General features: G+C 62.8%; 17 protein-coding genes. 9 read left to right on the forward strand and 8 right to left on the reverse strand.

The annotated features are described in order from the left end of the window. Positions 1–71: 71 nt before the first annotated feature. Genes Q0094_RS07790 through Q0094_RS07810 form a run of 5 tightly spaced genes read left to right on the forward strand, consistent with a single transcriptional unit; the run spans position 72 to position 4,775 of the window. Positions 72–884 (forward strand): BtpA/SgcQ family protein, encoded by an 813-nt coding sequence (locus tag Q0094_RS07790; RefSeq protein ID WP_297617388.1) that lies wholly within the window; start codon positions 72–74, stop codon positions 882–884. Next, entirely contained in the window at positions 881–1,984 is a 1,104-nt protein-coding gene (locus Q0094_RS07795) for a M42 family metallopeptidase (protein WP_297617391.1), read from the forward strand. Before Q0094_RS07790 ends, Q0094_RS07795 begins: the two co-directional genes overlap by 4 nt. Beyond that, complete coding sequence (locus Q0094_RS07800) at positions 1,981–3,468, forward strand: FGGY-family carbohydrate kinase (protein ID WP_297617394.1); 1,488 nt, start codon at positions 1,981–1,983, stop codon at positions 3,466–3,468. The genes Q0094_RS07795 and Q0094_RS07800 overlap by 4 nt, the downstream gene beginning before the upstream one ends. Next, on the forward strand, positions 3,461–4,021 hold the full coding sequence (locus Q0094_RS07805) for an SIS domain-containing protein (RefSeq protein ID WP_297617396.1): 561 nt from the start codon (positions 3,461–3,463) through the stop codon (positions 4,019–4,021). Before Q0094_RS07800 ends, Q0094_RS07805 begins: the two co-directional genes overlap by 8 nt. A gap of 4 nt (positions 4,022–4,025) precedes the next feature. Further along, complete coding sequence (locus Q0094_RS07810) at positions 4,026–4,775, forward strand: creatininase family protein (RefSeq protein ID WP_297617399.1); 750 nt, start codon at positions 4,026–4,028, stop codon at positions 4,773–4,775. Positions 4,776–4,779: 4 nt separating this feature from the next. On the opposite strand, the gene Q0094_RS07815 is transcribed toward Q0094_RS07810, so the two are convergent. From Q0094_RS07815 to Q0094_RS07825, 3 genes are all read right to left on the reverse strand, one after another. Continuing rightward, on the reverse strand, positions 4,780–5,697 hold the full coding sequence (locus Q0094_RS07815) for a carbohydrate ABC transporter permease (protein ID WP_297617402.1): 918 nt from the start codon (positions 5,695–5,697) through the stop codon (positions 4,780–4,782). 1 nt (position 5,698) lies between these two features. Further along, positions 5,699–6,808 carry a carbohydrate ABC transporter permease gene (locus Q0094_RS07820; RefSeq protein ID WP_297617405.1) on the reverse strand — a complete coding sequence of 370 codons (1,110 nt, stop codon included), beginning with the start codon at positions 6,806–6,808 and terminating at the stop codon, positions 5,699–5,701. Between the two features lie 80 nt (positions 6,809–6,888). Further along, positions 6,889–8,529: an extracellular solute-binding protein gene (locus Q0094_RS07825; protein ID WP_297617408.1), complete on the reverse strand. Its 1,641-nt coding sequence runs from the start codon at positions 8,527–8,529 to the stop codon at positions 6,889–6,891. Between the two features lie 230 nt (positions 8,530–8,759). Between Q0094_RS07825 and ugpC the strand changes: the two genes are divergently transcribed. The 4 genes from ugpC (at position 8,760) to Q0094_RS07845 (ending at position 11,956) form a co-directional block, all read left to right on the forward strand. Continuing rightward, positions 8,760–9,821, forward strand: a complete 1,062-nt coding sequence (ugpC, locus tag Q0094_RS07830; RefSeq protein ID WP_297617411.1) for a sn-glycerol-3-phosphate ABC transporter ATP-binding protein UgpC — start codon at positions 8,760–8,762, stop codon at positions 9,819–9,821. Beyond that, positions 9,784–10,467 carry a GDSL-type esterase/lipase family protein gene (locus tag Q0094_RS07835; protein WP_297617414.1) on the forward strand — a complete coding sequence of 228 codons (684 nt, stop codon included), beginning with the start codon at positions 9,784–9,786 and terminating at the stop codon, positions 10,465–10,467. The genes ugpC and Q0094_RS07835 overlap by 38 nt, the downstream gene beginning before the upstream one ends. A gap of 78 nt (positions 10,468–10,545) precedes the next feature. Further along, entirely contained in the window at positions 10,546–10,998 is a 453-nt protein-coding gene (locus Q0094_RS07840) for an RbsD/FucU family protein (RefSeq protein ID WP_297617417.1), read from the forward strand. A 34-nt stretch (positions 10,999–11,032) separates the two neighbouring features. Further along, positions 11,033–11,956 (forward strand): ribokinase, encoded by a 924-nt coding sequence (locus Q0094_RS07845; protein ID WP_297617419.1) that lies wholly within the window; start codon positions 11,033–11,035, stop codon positions 11,954–11,956. A 171-nt stretch (positions 11,957–12,127) separates the two neighbouring features. On the opposite strand, the gene Q0094_RS07850 is transcribed toward Q0094_RS07845, so the two are convergent. From Q0094_RS07850 to Q0094_RS07870, 5 genes are all read right to left on the reverse strand, one after another. After that, entirely contained in the window at positions 12,128–12,979 is an 852-nt protein-coding gene (locus Q0094_RS07850) for an ABC transporter permease (protein ID WP_297617421.1), read from the reverse strand. Between the two features lie 75 nt (positions 12,980–13,054). After that, positions 13,055–14,689: an ABC transporter permease gene (locus Q0094_RS07855; RefSeq protein ID WP_297617424.1), complete on the reverse strand. Its 1,635-nt coding sequence runs from the start codon at positions 14,687–14,689 to the stop codon at positions 13,055–13,057. A gap of 55 nt (positions 14,690–14,744) precedes the next feature. Beyond that, complete coding sequence (locus Q0094_RS07860; RefSeq protein WP_297617427.1) at positions 14,745–15,884, reverse strand: extracellular solute-binding protein; 1,140 nt, start codon at positions 15,882–15,884, stop codon at positions 14,745–14,747. 42 nt (positions 15,885–15,926) lie between these two features. Next, on the reverse strand, positions 15,927–17,054 hold the full coding sequence (locus Q0094_RS07865) for an ABC transporter ATP-binding protein (protein ID WP_297617430.1): 1,128 nt from the start codon (positions 17,052–17,054) through the stop codon (positions 15,927–15,929). 70 nt (positions 17,055–17,124) lie between these two features. Next, complete coding sequence (locus Q0094_RS07870) at positions 17,125–18,378, reverse strand: aminopeptidase P family protein (protein ID WP_297617433.1); 1,254 nt, start codon at positions 18,376–18,378, stop codon at positions 17,125–17,127. Between the last annotated feature and the right edge of the window lie 40 nt (positions 18,379–18,418).

Below are 18,418 nucleotides of genomic sequence, written 5' to 3' on the forward strand. Positions count from 1 at the left end.
TGACCCTTGGGGGCCAAGGAATTCCACGCTAGGCTGCCGCCCAAGACGCGATCCGACATGAAGGGGGGAGCATGGAACGTTTCAGGCAGGTGTTTGGCACTGCGCGACCGGTGATCGGCATGGTGCATCTGGGCGCAATGCCCGGCGCGCCGCTTTATGACGCGGGCGGCGGGATCGAGCGGCTGGTGGCTGACGCCCGGGCCGATCTTGCGGCCCTTCAGGCGGCAGGCTTTGACGCGGTGATGTTTGGCAACGAAAATGACCGTCCCTATGAATTCGATGTGGATCGTGCCTCGACCGCCACGATGGCCCATATCATCGGGCGGCTGCGGGGCGACATCCGCGTGCCCTTTGGCGTCAACGTCTTGTGGGACCCCATGTCCACCATCGCCCTTGCTGCCGCCACCGGCGCGGCCTTTGTGCGCGAAATCTTTACCGGCACCTATGCCTCTGACATGGGGCCGTGGATGCCGGATGCGGGCCGGGCGATGCGCTACCGCGACCGGCTGGGCCGGCGTGATTGCCTGATGCTTTACAATGTCTCGGCCGAGTTCGCCGACAGTCTTGACCGCCGCCCGCTGCCCGACCGGGCGCGCAGCGCGGTCTTTTCATCGATCCCCGATGCCGTTCTGGTTTCGGGCCAGATCACCGGAGAAGCGGCGGCGCTGTCAGACCTTGAAGCCGTCAAGGCGGTGCTGCCCCATGTTCCGGTGATGGCCAATACCGGGGTCAAGCATGACACGGTGGCCGATGTTCTGCGCGTGGCCGATGGCTGCGTGGTGGGTTCGGCGCTCAAGGTTGACGGCAACACATGGAACCCGGTCGATCCGGCGCGGGCGGCGGATTTCATGGCGCGGGTGCGCGCCGTGCGGGGCACGTCATGAAGGACCGCATCCGACAGGATCTGATCGCCCTGATGTTGATCCCCGGCCTTTCCGGCCATGAGGACCGCGTGCGCCGGCATATCGCCGCCAGCCTGCCCAACCTGCCGCAGCCGCCGCGCACCGACCGGCTGGGCAATCTGATCGTGACCCTTCCCGGCGACCCGCAGGCGCCATCGGTCATGGTGTTCACCCATATGGACCAGCTCGGCTTTTTTGTGCGCAAGATCGAGGATGATGGCTTGATCCGGGTCGAACGCATGGGCGGCGTGCCCGAACGGGCGTTGGCGGCACAGGCGGTGCTGCTGTGTGTCGGCCCCGGCCGTGACGTGCCCGGCATCATCTGCAACAAGAGCCATCACGCCACCACCCCGGAGGAGAAATATCACGTCATCAAGGCACCTGATCTGTTGATCGACACCGGCCACGGCTCGCGCGCCGCGGTCGAGGCTGTGGGTGTTCGCATCGGCACGCCCGTGGTCTATCGCCCGAACGTCATCGAGATGGCCGGCGACCGGATCGCCGGCACCAGCATCGACGACCGTGCCGGTTGTGCCGTGCTGATCGAGCTGGCCCGCGCCCTTGTCACCCGGCATGGCGGGCCGACCGTGCATCTGGTCTTTTCGGTGCAGGAGGAATTCAACCTGCGCGGTGCGCTGGTCGCCGCCCAGACCCTCAAGCCCGACATCGCCATCCAGATCGATCTGATGTTGGCCTGTGACACGCCCGACATGGCGTCGCGGGGCGACATGCGGATGGGCGGCGGGCCGGGGATGTCGCTCTATTCCTTTCACGGGCGCGGCACGCTCAACGGCGTGATCCCGCACCCCGCCGCCGTCCGGCTGATCGAACAGACCGCACAGGCCCAAGAAATCCCCCTTCAGCGCAGCGCACAGGTGGGTGTTCTGACCGACCTGTCCTATGTGCAGCTTGTGGGCGAGGGGGTGGTGTCGGTCGATCTGGGCTTTCCCTGTCGCTACACCCACTCGGCGCTCGAGATGTGCGACCTTGATGATCTGGTCGCCTTGGCGCGGCTGCTGGAATGCGCGCTTGCGGGCATCGGTCCCGATTTTGCGCTGTCACGCGATGAGGGCACGCCATGACCTGCACGCTTGGCATCGACATCGGTACCTTCGAATCCAAGGGCGTTCTTGTGGACCAGAACGGCCGGATCCTTGCCGAGGCCCGCCACCCCCACAAGATGCTGGTCCCACGCCCCGGCTGGGCCGAACATCGCGCCGACGAAGACTGGTGGGGCGATGTGGTGCGTATCACGCGCGCCATTCTGGCCACGCCGGGCGTGTCGGCGCGCGATATCGCCTGCATCGCCACCAGCGCCATCGGGCCCTGCATGCTGCCCGTCGATGCGGCGGGCGACCCGCTGATGAATGGGGTGCTCTATGGCGTCGACACCCGCGCAAGCGCCGAGATCGCGGAACTGACGGGCCGCATCGGTGCCGACACGATCCTTGATCGCTGCGGCAATGCGCTGACCTCGCAATCGGTCGGGCCAAAGATCTTGTGGCTCAAACGCCACCACCCCGAGATCTTTGCAAAGACCGCCAAGATCCTGACATCGACCAGCCATGTGGTTTTCCGTCTGACCGGCGCCCATGTGATCGATCATTACACCGCCGCCAATTTCAGCCCGCTCTATGATGTGGCCACCCAGGATTGGACGACGGCATTGGCCGACGACATCATCGGCGCCGACAGGCTGCCGCGCCTGATGTGGTCGACCCAGATCGCCGGCCGGGTGACCGAGGTGGCGGCGGCCGAAACCGGGCTTGTGGCTGGCACACCCGTCACCTGCGGCACCATCGATGCCGCCGCCGAGGCCATCAGCGTGGGCGTGCGGCATGCGGGCGACATGATGATGATGTATGGCTCGACCATCTTCATGATCCAGTTGACCGCCGAACGGGTGCGCGACGCGCGGCTGTGGTATGCGCCATGGCTGTTTCCGGGGGTCCATGCCTCGATGGCGGGGCTGGCCACAAGCGGCACGCTGACCCATTGGTTTCGCGACCAGATGGCGCGCGAGCTTGCCCCGGAAACGGCTTTCGCCACCCTCGCCGAAGAGGCCGCCGCTTCGCCCGCCTGCGCCAACGGCCTGCTGATGCTGCCCTATTTCTCGGGCGAGCGGACACCGCTGCACGATCCGCTGGCCAAGGGCGCATTCTATGGGCTGAACCTGACACATGGGCGGGGCGACATGTATCGCGCCCTGCTCGAAGGCATCGCGATGGGTAGCGCCCATGTCATCGACTGTTACCGCGACGTCGGGCAGGCGCCGGGGCGGGTCATGGCCGTCGGGGGCGGCACGAAGAACGCCGTCTGGCTGCAATCCACCTCGGATTTCGGGGGGGTGGCGCAAATCCTGTGCGACAAGACCCTGGGCGCAAGCTATGGCAATGCGTTTCTGGCGGCCGTGGCCGTCGGATTGGCCGACCCGGCCGATATCGACCGATGGAACCCGGCGGTGCGCCGCGTCGATCCCGCCGGTGGCCCGGATCACGACAGACATTATGACCTGTTCCGAAAGCTTTACACCCAGACACGCGACATTGCGCATGCGCTTGGCTGACGGGGCGCTTTATCAGACGGCTCTGGCTGAACTTGGTGATGTGACGGCGCGCATCACCGCCGCCGAAACGGCGGCGGCATGCGCCTTGATCGCCGATGCGGGGCAGTTGGTGCTTTACGGCTGTGGCCGCGAGGGGCTTTTGGTGCGGGGCTTTGCCATGCGGCTGCATCATCTGGGGCTGCGCGTGGCCATGCAGGGCGACATGGCCTGTCCGCCGGTGGGGCCGGGTGATCTGTTCATCGCATCTGCCGGACCCGGGGAGCTGTCGACCGTCACGGCCCTGATGCAGGTGGCGCGCGGGGCCGGGGCGGATGTGCTGTTCTTGACGGCGGAACCCGCCACGCCCACAGCCCGGCTTGCGACACAGGTTCTGACCATCCCGGCCCAGACCATGGCGCGCGATACCGCGCCCGGCGCAAGCACGGTCTTGCCGATGGGTTCGATCTATGAGGGGGCGCTGTTCGTGCTGTTCGAAATCATGGTGCTTCGGCTGCGCGAGCGGCTTGGCGCAACGCCCGAGGCCATGCGCGCCCGGCACACAAATCTGGAGTGATCCGATGCGGTTCGAACTTATGCGCCCCCACCAGATCCGCGATGCCATCGCGCGCGATGTGGCTGTGGTTTTGCCCATCGGTGTGATGGAATATCATGGGGAACACATGGGCGTCGGCATGGATTTGCTGGCCGTGACCCGTGTTCTCGACCGGCTCGAGGCCGAGGCGCCGGACAAGATCGTGATCTTGCCGCCCTTTGCCTATGGCGCGGCCAGCTATGCCGTCGCCGCCCCCGAAGGCAGCGGCACGCTGCATGTGGACGCCGGGCGCATTGCACCGATGGCACAAGATATGTTTCTTGGTCTTTTGCGCATCGGATTTCGCAATATCCACGGTCTGATCCATCACCAGACCGAAAACTTTGCCGCCGGCATGCCAACCGATCTGGCGTTTCGGTTTGCCGGGCGACAGGCCGTTTTCCAATGTCTCGAAAGCGAACGGGGCGAGGGGTGGTGGGGCCGAAACGACATGCAAGACTACTATGCCCGCCAGTCTGCGGGCAGTGACCCGTTCAACTGGGTGCGTGTGCATCCGCTGATGACGCCCGAGATCACCGCCATCTATCCCTTTGATCATGCCGGGGTCGGGGAGACCTCGCTGATGTTGGCGCTGGCGCCCGATGTGGTCGAAATGGACAGGCTGGCCGCCAACACCGCCTGGTACACGGCCAGCGCCGTCGAGGCCACGGCAGAGTTGGGCGAACGCGGGGTCGCCGCGATCCTTGCGCATCTGCGGCGGGTGCTTGGGGTCTGAGACCTTATTTGACCGCGCCGGCGGCCATGCCCTTGATGATGTATTTCTCAAGCAAGATGGCCACCAGGATCAGCGGCAAGATCGCGGCCGACGACAGCGCCGCCATCGACCACCACGAAATGCCCTGTGAGCCCGTCTGGCTTGCGACCATCACGGGCAAGGTGTTGGCATTGGTCGATGTCAGCAGCGCGGCAAAGAAATATTCATTCCACGTCAGCACCAGCGACAAGATGAAGGCCGCGACCATGCCGGGCAGGGCGATGGGCAAGATGATCGTCACAAAGGCGCCCCAGATCGACAGCCCGTCCACCAGCGCGGCTTCCTCCAGCTCGGTCGGGATAGAGCTGAACTGATCGCGCATGATCCAGATGACGATCGGCATCACGGTCAGCGTGTAAAGCAAGATCAGCCCGATGCGCGTGTCCAGCAGCGCCAGCTCCTTGTAAAGCACAAGGAAAGGCAGGGCGAGCACGACGGGTGGCAAGATCAGCTGGCTGAGAAAGAAAAACGAGATATCCGCGTTCTTCATGAAGCCGAAGCGATAGTTGAACCGGCTCAGCCCATAGGCCGCCATGCTTCCCAAGACCAGCGCCAGCGCCGACGAACACAGCGCCACGATGACCGAATTCCAGAACCGCTTCAGGAATTCCGCGCGAACCGTGGATTCGGCAAAGATCGTTTCGGGCGACAGGCCCAGCGACCGCAGGCCCAGCATCTTGGGTTCGAAATCCACCCAAGGCACCAGATTGCCCTGCATCACATCGGGCGCCGCCTTGAACGAGGTCGTCAGCGTCCAATAGATCGGAAACAGACAGATGAACGCCCAAACCAGCAAGACCGCATAGATCGCCGCCCGGCCAAGGAACCAGCTGGGACGAAAGGCGCGATCGGCGTCGCTGTCACGAAAGATCTGTTGCGTCATCTCAGTACCTCGGTCGCATCCAGCGGTCGGCCAGCTTCATCAAGATCGTCATCGCGATCACGATCAGCACCAGATAGACAATGGCCAGCAGCGTGCCATAGCCCACGTTCGAGCGGTCGCGGTATTCGCGGAAAATGAAGCTGGTGACGCTGTCGGTTGCCCCGCCCGGGCCACCGGCGGTGATGTTGATGATGATATCGGCCAGCTTCAGCTTGAAGATGATCCGGATCAGGATGGCGGTGATCGACACCGGCAGCATCAGTGGAAACGTGATTTCCCAAAACCGGCTCCAGCCCGATGCGCCATCGACCTCGGCGGCTTCGCGTAATTCCTTGGGGATGGCCTGCAGACCGGCAAGGATCATGATCATCATGAAGGGGATAAAGGTCCACGCATCCATCGCCATGATCATGAAGCGCGCCATCTCGGGCGACCCGAAGAACGAGATCTGATCAAATCCCAGCTCGCGCAACAGGCGCGCCACAGGGCCAAAGCGAATTTCGAGCATCGACTTGCCGATCATCCAGCTGACCGCCACCGGCGACAGCATCAGCGGCAACAGGAATGCCACGCGAAAGAACTTGCGCGCCCGGATCTGGGCATTCAGCGCCAGCGCCAAGCCAAAGGCGATGGCATATTCCACCACGATGGCCAGCGTGTACCAGACCATGTTCTTCAGCGCATTCCAATAGAACGGGTCGGCCCACATCTGTCGGACATTGTCGAGCCCGTTGAACTGACGCCCTGTGGGCGAAGACAGGTTCCAATTGGAAAAGGCGATGCCCAGCGCAAAGATCAGCGGGAATACCACCATCGCCACCACAAACAACGCAGCCGGCAGCACAAACAGCGCCCGCTTGCCCCGTTCGCCATAGAGCAGCACCTGACCCCAGCACAGGCAGCTTGCCCAGATCAAAAAGGCGTAAAGCGTGGGCCGCCAGGTTTCAAAGCCCAGCGAAACGATGCCCTGAGTGTCGAGATATTGCACCAGACCCACAACACAAAGCAGCGCCGCAGAGGCCCAGATGATCGTTTTGCCGAAGCGGATGCGCGCGGCCGATATGTTGTCGGCCGTCACGATGTGCAGATAATCGGCCTCGGTCGATGCCATTGCGGTTCCTTGCCCCCCTTTGGTCACAGGCCGGGCTTGCAGCCCGGCCTGTGTGTTGTCTTGTCAGCGCCGTGCGCGGATCACATCCCCAAAGACGCCTTGTAGAGCGCGATCTGGCTGTCGCGCCCGATCTGGTCGGTGATCCGTTCCCAAGCTGCGGCGATGGCATCTGCCGTTTCCTGCGCGCTGGCATACTGGCCTGCAAAGCCCTTTGCCAGTTCGTCCTCGGCCACCGAGTAGTATTGGAAAATGCCGGGGATGCGCGGTTCGACGGCGGCATTGGGGTGGTTGTAGCTGTCGGCATTGGACCCAAGATAGTCCTCGACGAAAGCGCGGTCATAGCCTGCGGCTTCCCACTCTTCGTAGTTGAAGTGCGAGTTGCGATAGGGCTGGAACCCCGAAGGATAGGCCGACATCCACAGCGACAGATCCTTGCCGCCCAGATGTGCCGCGGCCGACCATGCGGCCTTGCGCTTCGCTTCATCGCCCGACACGCGTGCCGTGACATAGATGCCCCAGCCGATATAGGCCATCTGCGGTGCCTCGTTTGCCACATCTTCCCAGGCGCCGGCGGCCGCGTTGTAGCGGCGGTCCGAACCGGGGTTGATGCCAAAGCCCACGACATCGCCAACCACCGAGGTATCCGAGGTGCGCGCCGAAGACCCCACGTCGCCCCACCACATCAGCATGGAGCCGGTGCCGGCAAGGAACTGCTGGAACGCGGTCGTGCCGGGGTCGGCGTTGATCTGGTCGGCCGGATAGGCGCCCGGCGTCGCGATCAGGTCCATCACGTCCTGGATCGCCTGCACCCAGCCGGGGTTGTTCACCCTGGGCTTCATCGTGTCGGCATCGAACAGCCATGCCGGATCGTCGGGGTGTTTCACATAGGCGGTGGCGCGGTTGGCGATGAAGTAGAAGCCAAAGCCGCCCCAGCCCTTCAGCGGGTCAAGATAGCCATGCGCGGGCAGGCCCGTCAGCGGGTCGGTCTGGCCGGCCAGTGCCTTGGATACTGCATTCACCTGCTGCCAGGTGGAGGGCACTGTCTCGCCGCCGATCGCGCCTGCGCCGAAATAGTCCTTGCGGTAGGCAAAGGTGTGGCAGTCGCCGTCAATGGTCACGCGGTACTTCTTGCCGTCCCATGTGCCGACGGGGGGCTGCAGATAGCCCACCAGATCGCCTTCGTCGATCTGCTCGGACACCCAGCCGGGCATTTCGTCCAAAAGCCCGCGCCCTGCGGTGTCGCCTTCGAAGGGGGCGCCCATCTCGAGGATGTCGAAATCGACCGTGCCTGTCGCAATCGATTGCTGCAGGCGCGCGTTGTAGTCAGCTTGCGCCAGATCGATCCAGTTGATCTTGGCCCCGGTATAGGCTTCCCACGGCTTGAGAAACCCGCGGAACAAAAAGTTGTGCAGATTCTGGTTGTTGAGCCCCATAAAGGTCAGCTCGACACCCGCAAACTCGCCCTGGGCGACCCGCTCCATTGTCGGGCCAAGGCACATTTCGCCCACTTTCTGCCAATCGGCATCGGTCGGCGATCCCATGCCCACACCGGGGACCTTGAGGATTTCGGCACGCACATTGCCATGCCCGCCTGCCAGCGCGCGACCTGCGGGCGCAAGCCCGCCAAGTGCGGCCAGCGCGCCGACACTTGCGGCACCCTTCAACAGCCCGCGGCGGGTCAACCCAGCAGCGACCGCGTATTTGTAGAGATCGATTTTCACCAGAATTCCTCCCTGAATAACTGGCGCATGCTCTTAGCGGCAGCGCCAAGATCTTGTGCGACCCCCTGCATGGAAAAATCCCAGTGTCCCTGCCGTGGTGCAACAGATCGGAGCATTTCAGTCGCAATGGGGCCTGTCAAGTTTCTAACATGTTAGTATGGTCAGGTTGTGGACAGGCTCTGCCCGCTGGGCTAGTCGTTGGGACAACGCGGTGAAACGGGCGGTGCGCAATGGCAGAGGTCAAGGTCAGGGAACTTCGAAAGGCCTATGGCGATGTTGGGGTCATTCATGGCCTTGATGTCGATATTCCTGATGGGGCCTTTGTTGTGCTGGTCGGGCCATCGGGCTGCGGCAAGTCCACGCTTTTGCGCATGATCGCGGGGCTCGAGGGGATCACCTCGGGCACCATTCACATCGGGGAGCGGTTGGTCAATAACCTGCCGCCCGCCGAACGCGACATCGCCATGGTGTTCCAGAACTATGCGCTTTACCCGCACAAGACGGTCGAGGCGAACATGGCTTTCGCCCTGCGGATGCGAAAGATGGACAAGGCCGAGATCAAGGCCAAGGTGGACCGCGCGGCCGAGGTGCTGGGCCTGACGCCATACCTGCATCGCTATCCCCGCGCCCTGTCGGGTGGTCAGCGCCAGCGCGTCGCCATGGGCCGCGCCATCGTCCGCGACCCGCAGGTGTTCTTGTTCGACGAACCGCTGTCGAACCTTGATGCCAAGCTCAGGGTGCAGATGCGCACCGAGATCCGCGAATTGCACCAGCGGCTGGGAACCACGACGGTCTACGTCACCCATGACCAGATCGAAGCGATGACCATGGCCGACAAGATCGTCGTGATGCAGGGCGGGCGGATCGAACAGATGGGCACACCGCTTGAGGTCTATGACAAACCCGCCAATCTGTTTGTCGCGGGGTTCATCGGATCGCCCGCGATGAACATGCTTGATGCCGTGGTGCGCCATATCGACGGCGCCGTTGTGGCCGAGGTGGCGGGTGCCCATGTGCGGCTCGACCAGCCCGGGCTTGCCGATGGGCAGGAGATCGTTCTGGGCGTTCGGCCCGAGCATCTTGCCCCCGGTGACACGGGCCTATCGGGCCAGATCGCGGTGGTCGAACCGACAGGTGCGGAAACCTATCTGTTTGTCCGCTTGGGCGCGAGGGAGGTGACGGCCGTCTTGCGCGAACGCCGCGATGTGCGCCCGGGGCAAGACATCCGGCTTGGCGTGGTACAGGGCGCTTCGCATGTCTTCGACCGAAAGACGGGCATGCGGATCGGTTAGGCGGGTGCGGTCCGTATTGGCATATGGGGATTCCAACACGCACGGCACGGTGCCGATGCGGCACGCACATGATCTCCGCCGTTATGATCGTGAAATCCGTTGGACAGGGCACGCGGCCGCCTGTTTGCCCAAGGACGTCCATATCATCGAAGAAGGCCACCCCGGGCGCACGACGCTGCATGACGATCCGATCGAAGGCGCGCACAAGAACGGGCTGACGGTTCTGCCCGCGCTTCTTGAAACCCACCGCCCCCTTGAGGCGGTGGTCTTGATGCTGGGAACAAACGACATGAAGGCCCGCTTTCCGGTGACCGCGATGGATGTGGCGCGCGCGGTCGAGCGGCTGGCCATGGTTGTGATTGGCTCGGGTGCAGGCCCCGATCTGGGGTGCCCGAAGCTTTTGATCGTGGCGCCGCCGCCGATCCAGGAGGTCGGCTGTCTGGCCGAGATGTTCCAAGGGGGTGCCGCGCGATCGCATCGGCTGGGCGCGGCGATGGCGGCGATGGCTTCGCGCACGGGCATCAGCTTTGTGGATGCAGGCCAGCACATCACCGTGTCGCCGACAGATGGCATCCATTTCGAGCCCGAGGCGCATGCGGTCCTTGGGCGCACCATCGGCGCGGCACTTGCGCGGTTGCTGGATTAATCACTTGCCTTGCCACGCCATCTGGCGCGCAATGGCGAAAGCGGGCCGCGTTTTCCGGCCAGATGGGGGGAGGATGGAATGCTCAAGGGGTTGGATCCGCGCCTGAACGCGGATGTGCTGTATGTGCTGCGGGCGATGGGGCATGGCGATGCGCTGGTGATCGCGGATGTGAATTTCCCCTCTGATTCGGTGGCGCGGGAAACCGTCTATGGCGATCTGCTGCGGATGGACAACCTGACCGCCGCCCAATGCGTGAACGCGGTGCTGTCGGTCATGCCGCTTGACACCTTTGTCGATGATTTTGCGGGCCGGATGGAGATTGTGGGTGACCCCGACACCGTGCCACCCGTGCAAGCCGAGGTTCAGGCCGAAATCGATCACGCCGAGGGCGCAAGCCGCCCGATGATCGGGATCGAGCGCTTTGATTTCTACGACCGCGCCAAACAGGCCTATGCCGTCATCCAAACAGGCGAGCGGCGGTTTTACGGCTGTTTCATCTTGCGCAAGGGCGTCATCGCCCCAGATGCGTAAAGACACGGGCAGGGTGGGCAAGAAGGCGGAAAAGATGGCTGGAAAGATCGTGATCCTTGGCGTTTTTGTTGCCGATACCGCGTATCGCGCGGCACGCCAGCCGCGGATGGGCGAAACCATCCTTGGGCAAAGCTTTGTTCTGGGACCCGGCGGCAAGGGCTCGAACCAATCGGTTGCAGCGGCACAGGCGGGGGGGGATGTGCATTTCATCACCCGGCTTGGTGCCGATGCCTTTGCCGACATGGCCCGCGACACATGGGCGCGCGCAGGCGTGACGCCCGAGATCACGCTCGATCCCCAAAGCTACACCGGCGCGGCCTATATCTTTGTCGAAGACGGCACCGGCAACAACGCCATCATCATCGCGCCGGGCGCGGCTGCGCGGATTTCATGCGATGATGTGGATGCGCAGGCCGCGCTTATTTCGGGGGCTGCGGTCTTTGTCACCCAGTTGGAACAGCCGATGGCGGCAGCCCATCGCGCGCTTGCCATCGCGCGCAGGGGCGGGGTGCGGACGATCCTGAACCCGGCACCTGCCGCCGCCATTTCCGACGAGATGCTGGCGCTGTGCGATATCGTCACGCCCAACGAAACCGAGGCCGAAGGCATCACGGGCATCGCCGTCACCGATCTTGAGACCGCGCGACAGGCCGCCGCCGCGCTGCTGGCGCGTGGCGCGGGGGCTGCCATCGTGACCTTGGGTGAAAACGGCGCGCTGTATCACGATCACACGCAGACCGTGCATGTGGCCGCGTTCAACGCGGGCGCTGTCGTGGAAACGACGGGCGCGGGCGATGCCTTTAACGGCGGTTTGGCCACGGCGCTTGCCGAAGGCATGGATCCGATCGCGGCTGTGCGGTTTGGCTGTGCCACGGCCGCCATTTCGGTCACCCGGCCGGGAACAGCCCCTGCGATGCCGTCACGCGCTGAAATCGAGGCATTGCTGGCACGCGGATAACGCGCACAAGGGTCATGGGCGCCCCTGTCTGCAACGCGATGCGGCCTTGCTGCACGCATGGGGCGCTGGCAAACGCCACGATCTGGACGCCAGACCGAGCGGTGCGGCCCGGCGCATGACAGCGTAACCGCGTGACCGCCACGGGCCAAAAGCCAGGCACGGGCGCTTGCATCAGGCGGGCGTCAGCCCGCGCAAGCGTTCCGAACGCCGTCTGAGCAATTCGAGCGTGATCAGCAACAAGATCGACACCGTCACCAGAACCGTGGCCGCAGCCAAGATCGTGGGGCTGATCTGTTCGCGAAGCCCGGTGAACATCTGCCATGGCAAGGTCTTGTCGCCCGGTGCGCCCAGAAAGATCACCACCACCACCTCGTCGAACGAGGTGATGAAGGCAAAAAGCCCGCCCGCGACCACGCCGGGCAAAATCAGCGGCATCTGCACCTTGAAAAAGGTGCGCAGCGGACCCGCCCCAAGGCTGGCCGCCGCCCGCGTCAGCGAGCGGTCAAAGCCCACAAGCGTCGCGGTCACGGTGATGATCACAAAAGGCGTGCCAAGCGCCGCATGGGCCAGCACCACGCCCCAATAGGTGCCTTGCAGCCCGATGCGGGAGTAAAAGAAATACATCCCCGCCGCCGAGATCACCAAGGGCACGATCATGGGCGAGATCAAGATCGCCATGATCGCCCCCTTGAAGGGAACATGTGATTGCGACAGGCCGATGGCGGCAAGCGTGCCCAGACCAACGGCGATCAGCATGGCGACAGGGGCGATTGACAGCGAATTGATCAGCGGAAGACGCCAGTCGGGATTGTTGAAAAAATCATCATAATGCTTGAGCGAAAACCCCGCCGGATCAAGCCGCAGCATTTCGGGCGTGAAGGTAAAGAAATCCTGCGCGTTGAACGACAGCGGAATGATCACAAGTATCGGGGCCACAAGAAAAAAGAAGATCAGCCCGCACAACACGCGGAATGTGACATGCCAGATCCGTTGCAGGGGGGTGGCGTAGACGGGCAAGCTCATGGTTGCGATGCTCCGTCGGCCGATGCGCCGCGCAGGGGTGTTGCACACCATGCCCGGCGGGTCTGTGAGGCATGATCAGCCGAATTTGACATTTTTCACCCCGACAAAGCGGTCGTACACCCAGTAAAGCACCAGCACCACAAGCAACAGGATCGTGCCCAGCGCCGCGGCCAGACCCCAGTTCAGCGAAGTGCCGATATGATAGGCGATGCGGTTCGAGATGAAGACGCCGCGCGCGCCCCCCATCAGCTCGGGGGTGATGTAGTAGCCGATCGCCAGAATGAACACGAGGATCGACCCCGCGGCAATGCCGGGCACGGATTGCGGGAAATAGACCCGCCAGAATGCGCTCCAGTCATTTGCGCCCAGCGATTTGGCCGCCCGCATATAGGTGCCCGGAATGGTCTTCATCACCGAATAGAGCGGCAAGATCATGAAGGGCAGCAAGATATGCGTCATCGCGATGATGGTGCCGAGCTGGTTGTTGATCATGACCAGACGACCATCATCGCTGATCAGTCCGATCCACACGAGGACATCGTTGATCACCCCTTGCCGCTGAAGCAACACTTTCCACGCCGATGTGCGCACCAGAAGCGATGTCCAGAAGGGCAACAGCACCAGGATCATCAACAGGTTGGCCTGCCGCGATGGCAGGTTGGCCAGAAGCCACGCCACCGGATACCCCAGCAAAAGGCATAAGCCCGTGATCGTCAGCGACAGCCACATCGTGCGCAGGAACAACAAGATGTAGACCTGTTCCTCGACGGGGCGGGGCGCGATGCCGTCGGGGGTCTTGCCCAGATCAACGGCGTTCAGGAAATAGCCCGGCGTGTAGGGGGCGGAATACATGGCGATGACCGCCCATGGGGTCGGTGTCGCCCAGCGGTCATTGCTGGCCCCAAAGGCTGCGACGAAATCCGTTGCGGGCAGATCCGCCTGTGCGATGGCGGCAAGACGCAGCGCATGATCGCCTTGGAAAGCTTGTGCGGCCGATGGCGTGGCGGTGATCTCTTCGACCAGGGTGATGGCCACCAGATGCCATGGATCCTGGCGGGTCGGGCTGCGGTCGTTTTCCTGTTGGGTGATGCGGGCGAAGCTGCCGTAGATTTCGGCGGTGTCGGGCAGCGCGCTTGATGCGGTGTCCGATAGCCGGAACGCAGGCTCGCCGCTGCGGTTGCCCGATGCCGACCAGGCCGCTTGTTCGGCGATCCATGCAGGGTCTGCCAGCAGATCGACCCAGGTCGCGGCCTCGGTCCAGGCGGGGTCCAATGCGCCCAATGCTGCGCTGACGTCTTCGCCGATATCTTCCACATCGCGGCCGGTGCTGCGAAGCAGCGACGACATCCCCGAAGCTTCGTAATTGAGCCGCGATCCAAGCCGCGTGTGCGTCTTGCGTTCCACCGCGATCACAAGATCATGACCAAGCGCACGAAACGCGGCCTCGCCGGGTGGCGCGTCCGAGGCCGGATCCCAATCTGCCAGCGCTTTGACGGTGCGGGGCAATGTTTCGGACACGATCTGGTTTTCCACCGACCGAAACAGCATGTCGCCAATCGGGGCCAGAAAGGTAAACAGGACAAACACCAGAAGTGGAGCGATCAACACAAAAGCGCGCAGTTTCTGACGCCGCAAGGCGCGGTTCAGGCTGCGCTTGAGCGGCATGCCATCGGCGCTGAGCGCCGCTGCGCTGGCGGTGTGATCGGTCATCTGGTCGTCCCCGAACGGAAAGGGGCAGGGCGCGAACGCCCCGCCCCAATGATGTTTAACGGGTCAGCCAGTTCTGAAAGACGGCCTCGACCTCGTCCTGGTTGTCGGCCCACCATTCGATGTTGTTGACAAGGAAGTTCTTCTGGTTGTCCGGGTTCGTGGGCATATGCGGCGCCATCTCGATGCCAAGTGTGGCATGGGTGGACACCAGCGGCTGCGACGATCCGCGTGCCGGGCCGTAGGAGATGTATTTGGCCTGATCGGCCAGACGCTGCGTATCGGTCGCAAAGTTCAGGAAGTGCATGACGCGGTTCATGCGGGCGTCATCCAGACCTTCGGGAATGACCCAGCCGTCATAGTCGAACACTTGCCAATCCCACAGCATCCCGATCGGCTGGTTCTGTTCCACGATCGCCGAGAACAGACGCCCGTTATAGGTCGAGCCGATCACCACTTCGCCATCTGCCAGAAGCTGCGGTGTTTCGGCACCGGCCGACCACCACACGACGCTGTCGCGAATGGTGTCGAGCTTGGCCAGCGCGCGATCCACGCCGCCTTCGGACGACAAGACGTCATAGATATCGTCTTTTGCGACGCCATCGCAGAGCAGCGCCCATTCGAGGTTCTTCTTGGGCCGCCCTTCCAGCGCGCGCATCCCCGGGAAGGTCTCAAGATCAAACACGGCGCACAGGCTGTCGGGGGTGGCACCGTTCCATGCGGCGACATCGGTGCGATAGCCAAAGGTGGTCGAGAACACGATCTGCGGCACGAAGCATTCGTTGATGATCGACCCCGACGTGCCAAAGTCATCCGTCGGCGTGCTGCCATCGTCCCCGGCGGCCAGAACAGCGTCGAAATCCACCTCGAGGGCCAGACCTTCGTCACAGGCGCGCTGGCTGTCGGGCCCTTCCACGTCGACCAGATCATAGGTCATGTTGCCCGCTTCGGAGGCCGCGCGCATCTTGGCCACGGCTTCGTTGGAACCTTCGTCCCAGGTGATGGTCACGCCGGTCAGCGCGGCATAGGGTTCGGCATAGGCCGCGACCTGCGACGCCTGATAGGCACCGCCCCAGGACATCAGCACCATGCTGTCGGCGCAGCTTTCACAAGCCGGAAGCTCTTGTGCAAAGGCAACGCCCCCCGTCAGGGGCAGCGTGGCAAGTGCCGTGGCACCAAGCAGTGTCTTGATCTTCATCTTGAAACTCCGTGTTGAGGGTTTTCGGTCTTTTTTTTGTCGTTATGTTCCCTGAGGCGCGTCAAGCGCGCGACAGTCTTCTGGCAACCAGCCCACTTCGATGCGTGTGCCGGGCTGGTGACGGATCTGGTCGGGGGCGTTGCGTGTCTTGATCACAAAATCATCATGCCCCGCGACCCGAAGTCTGGTGCGAAAGATATCACCCATGTAGATGAATTCGAGCACTTCGGCTTGCAGCGTGTGCGCCCCTTGGCGGAACCGGTCCTTGTTGGTTTCCACCCGCTCGGGCCGGATCGATATCTGCGTGCGATCGCCCACTTTGGACACATTGATCGGCTTGGCGTCGATCTCGTCGCCCGAATCCAACCGCACGATGCAGGTGCCGCCATCGATGCGCGTGACGGTCCCCATCAGACGGTTGTTTTCACCGATGAACTGCGCGACAAAGCTGTTGGCGGGATGCTCGTACAGATCCGAGGGCGACGCCAGTTGCTGGATGCGCCCGTCGTTGAACACCGCCACCCGGTCCGACATGGTCAGCGCTTCGGTCTGATCATGGGTCACATAGACCACGGTGATGCCCAGATCATGGGCAATGCGGGTGATTTCGAACTGCATCTGTTCGCGCAATTGCTTGTCAAGTGCGCCAAGCGGCTCATCCATCAACACCAGCTCGGGTTCGAACACCAGGGCGCGCGCCAGCGCGATGCGCTGCTGTTGGCCGCCCGACAGCTGTGCCGGTCGGCGCCCGCCGAATTCGCCCATCTGCACCATGTCCAGCGCGCGTTGAACCTTGGCCTCGCGCTCGGATTTGCCGATCTTGCGGACCTCCAGCGGAAAGGCCAGATTTTCGGCCACGGACATGTGCGGGAACAGGGCGTAGTTCTGAAACACCATGCCGATACCGCGCTTGTGCGGCGGCACGGTGTTGATGTTGCGCCCCTTGAGCCGGATTTCGCCGCTGGTGGCGGTTTCGAACCCGGCCAGCATCATCAGACAGGTCGTCTTGCCCGACCCCGAAGGGCCGAGCATGGTCAGAAATTCACCCTTGGGAACCGACAGGTTCAGATCCTTCACGACCAGCGTGATGCCGTCGTAGCTTTTCTGAACCCCGTCAAACACCACGAAGTCGTCGGTGCCTGCCAACTTCAAAGGGCCAGTCTCCGCCATCCAGATCTCCCCGTTCCCGGCATTGCGTCTGCTCGAGGTGCCATTGCCTCAATCGATCATGGGCCGTGGATCAACCCGGAAGGATAAGATGCTCAGGGCCATATGGGAACCCTGTAATGTTGCGATTGCCCGCTTCGGTCACGACAAGGATGTCATGCTCGCGATATCCGCCCGCACCCGGCAGGGTTTCGGGGATGGTGATCATCGGCTCCATCGACACGACCATGCCCGGTTCCAGCACGGTGTCGCAATCTTCGCGCAATTCCAGCCCCGCCTCGCGCCCGTAGTAGTGGCACAGCACCCCGAAGCTGTGGCCATAGCCAAAGCTTCTGAATTGCAACAGGTTTTCGGCGGCATACATTTCGTTGAGCTCACGCGCGATGTCCGAACAGCGGTTGCCCGGCACCAGCAGCGCCTTGCCCCGATCATGCACGCGACAGTTGAATTCCCACAGCCTCAGATGTTCGTCGCTGGGCGTGCCCGCGAACAATGTCCGCTCAAGCGCCACATAGTAGCCTGCCACCATCGGAAAGCAGTTGAGCGACAGGATGTCGCCCCGCTCAATTTTCCGGCTGGTGACCGGATTATGGGCACCATCCGTGTTGATGCCCGATTGAAACCACGTCCAGGTATCCAGCAATTCGCCGCCGGGCCATGTCTTGGCGATTTCCCGCACCATCGTGGCCGTGGAATGCAGCGCCACCTCATGCTCGGGGGTGCCAACGGTCGCGGCTTCGGCGCATGCCGCGCCACCGATATCGGCGATGCGGGTCATGTGTTCGATATGGGCGATTTCCGAGGCCGATTTGATCATCCGCTGACGCATGGCGATGGCTGCGATATCGACGAATTCGACCTGTGGGAATTCATGCCGCAACAGCGCAAAGGTATCGAGCGAAATATGGTCGAACTCGATGCCCAACCGCTTTACGCCCGCGATGACCTGTCGCACGGCGTGAAACCAGTTGTCCTTTTGCCAATCGGTATAGGTGATGTTGCGCCCGCCATAGGTCCGGCGCCACGGCTGGCCCCCATCGATGCCCGCGCTGATCGATGTCATCTGCTGATGGTCGACCACAAGCCCGTAGCGACGGCCAAAGTAGCAATACAGGAAATCACTATAATAGTTGATGTTGTGGTAGCTGGTGAACAATGCGGCGTCGATCTTGGCCTCGGCCATGCTCAGACGGATTGCCGTGATGCGGCGCTCCATCTCGGCGGCGGGAAAGGTGGGCGTCACGGGCGCCCCGTTGCCCACATAATTCTGAAGCCGTTCGCGCTGCATCTTGCACCCTTTTTCTGTCCAGATGGTTCGCGACACCATGGCTGACGCTGCGCTCTTGTCAAAGGAGCGATTCTCATCA

The sequence above is a fragment of the uncultured Roseicyclus sp. genome, assembly GCF_937892565.1.
In the GTDB taxonomy this organism is placed as follows: Bacteria; Pseudomonadota; Alphaproteobacteria; order Rhodobacterales; family Rhodobacteraceae; genus Roseicyclus.

Bases quoted from the DNA above. Each gene is read 5' to 3' on its own strand.
- Q0094_RS07790 (WP_297617388.1), top strand. From the start codon at position 72: ATGGAACGTTTCAGGCAGGTGTTTGGCACTGCGCGACCGGTGATCGGC.
- Q0094_RS07795 (WP_297617391.1), top strand. From the start codon at position 881: ATGAAGGACCGCATCCGACAGGATCTGATCGCCCTGATGTTGATCCCC.
- Q0094_RS07800 (WP_297617394.1), top strand. From the start codon at position 1,981: ATGACCTGCACGCTTGGCATCGACATCGGTACCTTCGAATCCAAGGGC.
- Q0094_RS07810 (WP_297617399.1), top strand. From the start codon at position 4,026: ATGCGGTTCGAACTTATGCGCCCCCACCAGATCCGCGATGCCATCGCG.
- Q0094_RS07815 (WP_297617402.1), bottom strand. From the start codon at position 5,697: ATGACGCAACAGATCTTTCGTGACAGCGACGCCGATCGCGCCTTTCGT.
- Q0094_RS07820 (WP_297617405.1), bottom strand. From the start codon at position 6,808: ATGGCATCGACCGAGGCCGATTATCTGCACATCGTGACGGCCGACAAC.
- ugpC (WP_297617411.1), top strand. From the start codon at position 8,760: ATGGCAGAGGTCAAGGTCAGGGAACTTCGAAAGGCCTATGGCGATGTT.
- Q0094_RS07835 (WP_297617414.1), top strand. From the start codon at position 9,784: ATGTCTTCGACCGAAAGACGGGCATGCGGATCGGTTAGGCGGGTGCGG.
- Q0094_RS07840 (WP_297617417.1), top strand. From the start codon at position 10,546: ATGCTCAAGGGGTTGGATCCGCGCCTGAACGCGGATGTGCTGTATGTG.
- Q0094_RS07845 (WP_297617419.1), top strand. From the start codon at position 11,033: ATGGCTGGAAAGATCGTGATCCTTGGCGTTTTTGTTGCCGATACCGCG.
- Q0094_RS07850 (WP_297617421.1), bottom strand. From the start codon at position 12,979: ATGAGCTTGCCCGTCTACGCCACCCCCCTGCAACGGATCTGGCATGTC.
- Q0094_RS07855 (WP_297617424.1), bottom strand. From the start codon at position 14,689: ATGACCGATCACACCGCCAGCGCAGCGGCGCTCAGCGCCGATGGCATG.
- Q0094_RS07860 (WP_297617427.1), bottom strand. From the start codon at position 15,884: ATGAAGATCAAGACACTGCTTGGTGCCACGGCACTTGCCACGCTGCCC.
- Q0094_RS07865 (WP_297617430.1), bottom strand. From the start codon at position 17,054: ATGGCGGAGACTGGCCCTTTGAAGTTGGCAGGCACCGACGACTTCGTG.
- Q0094_RS07870 (WP_297617433.1), bottom strand. From the start codon at position 18,378: ATGGTGTCGCGAACCATCTGGACAGAAAAAGGGTGCAAGATGCAGCGC.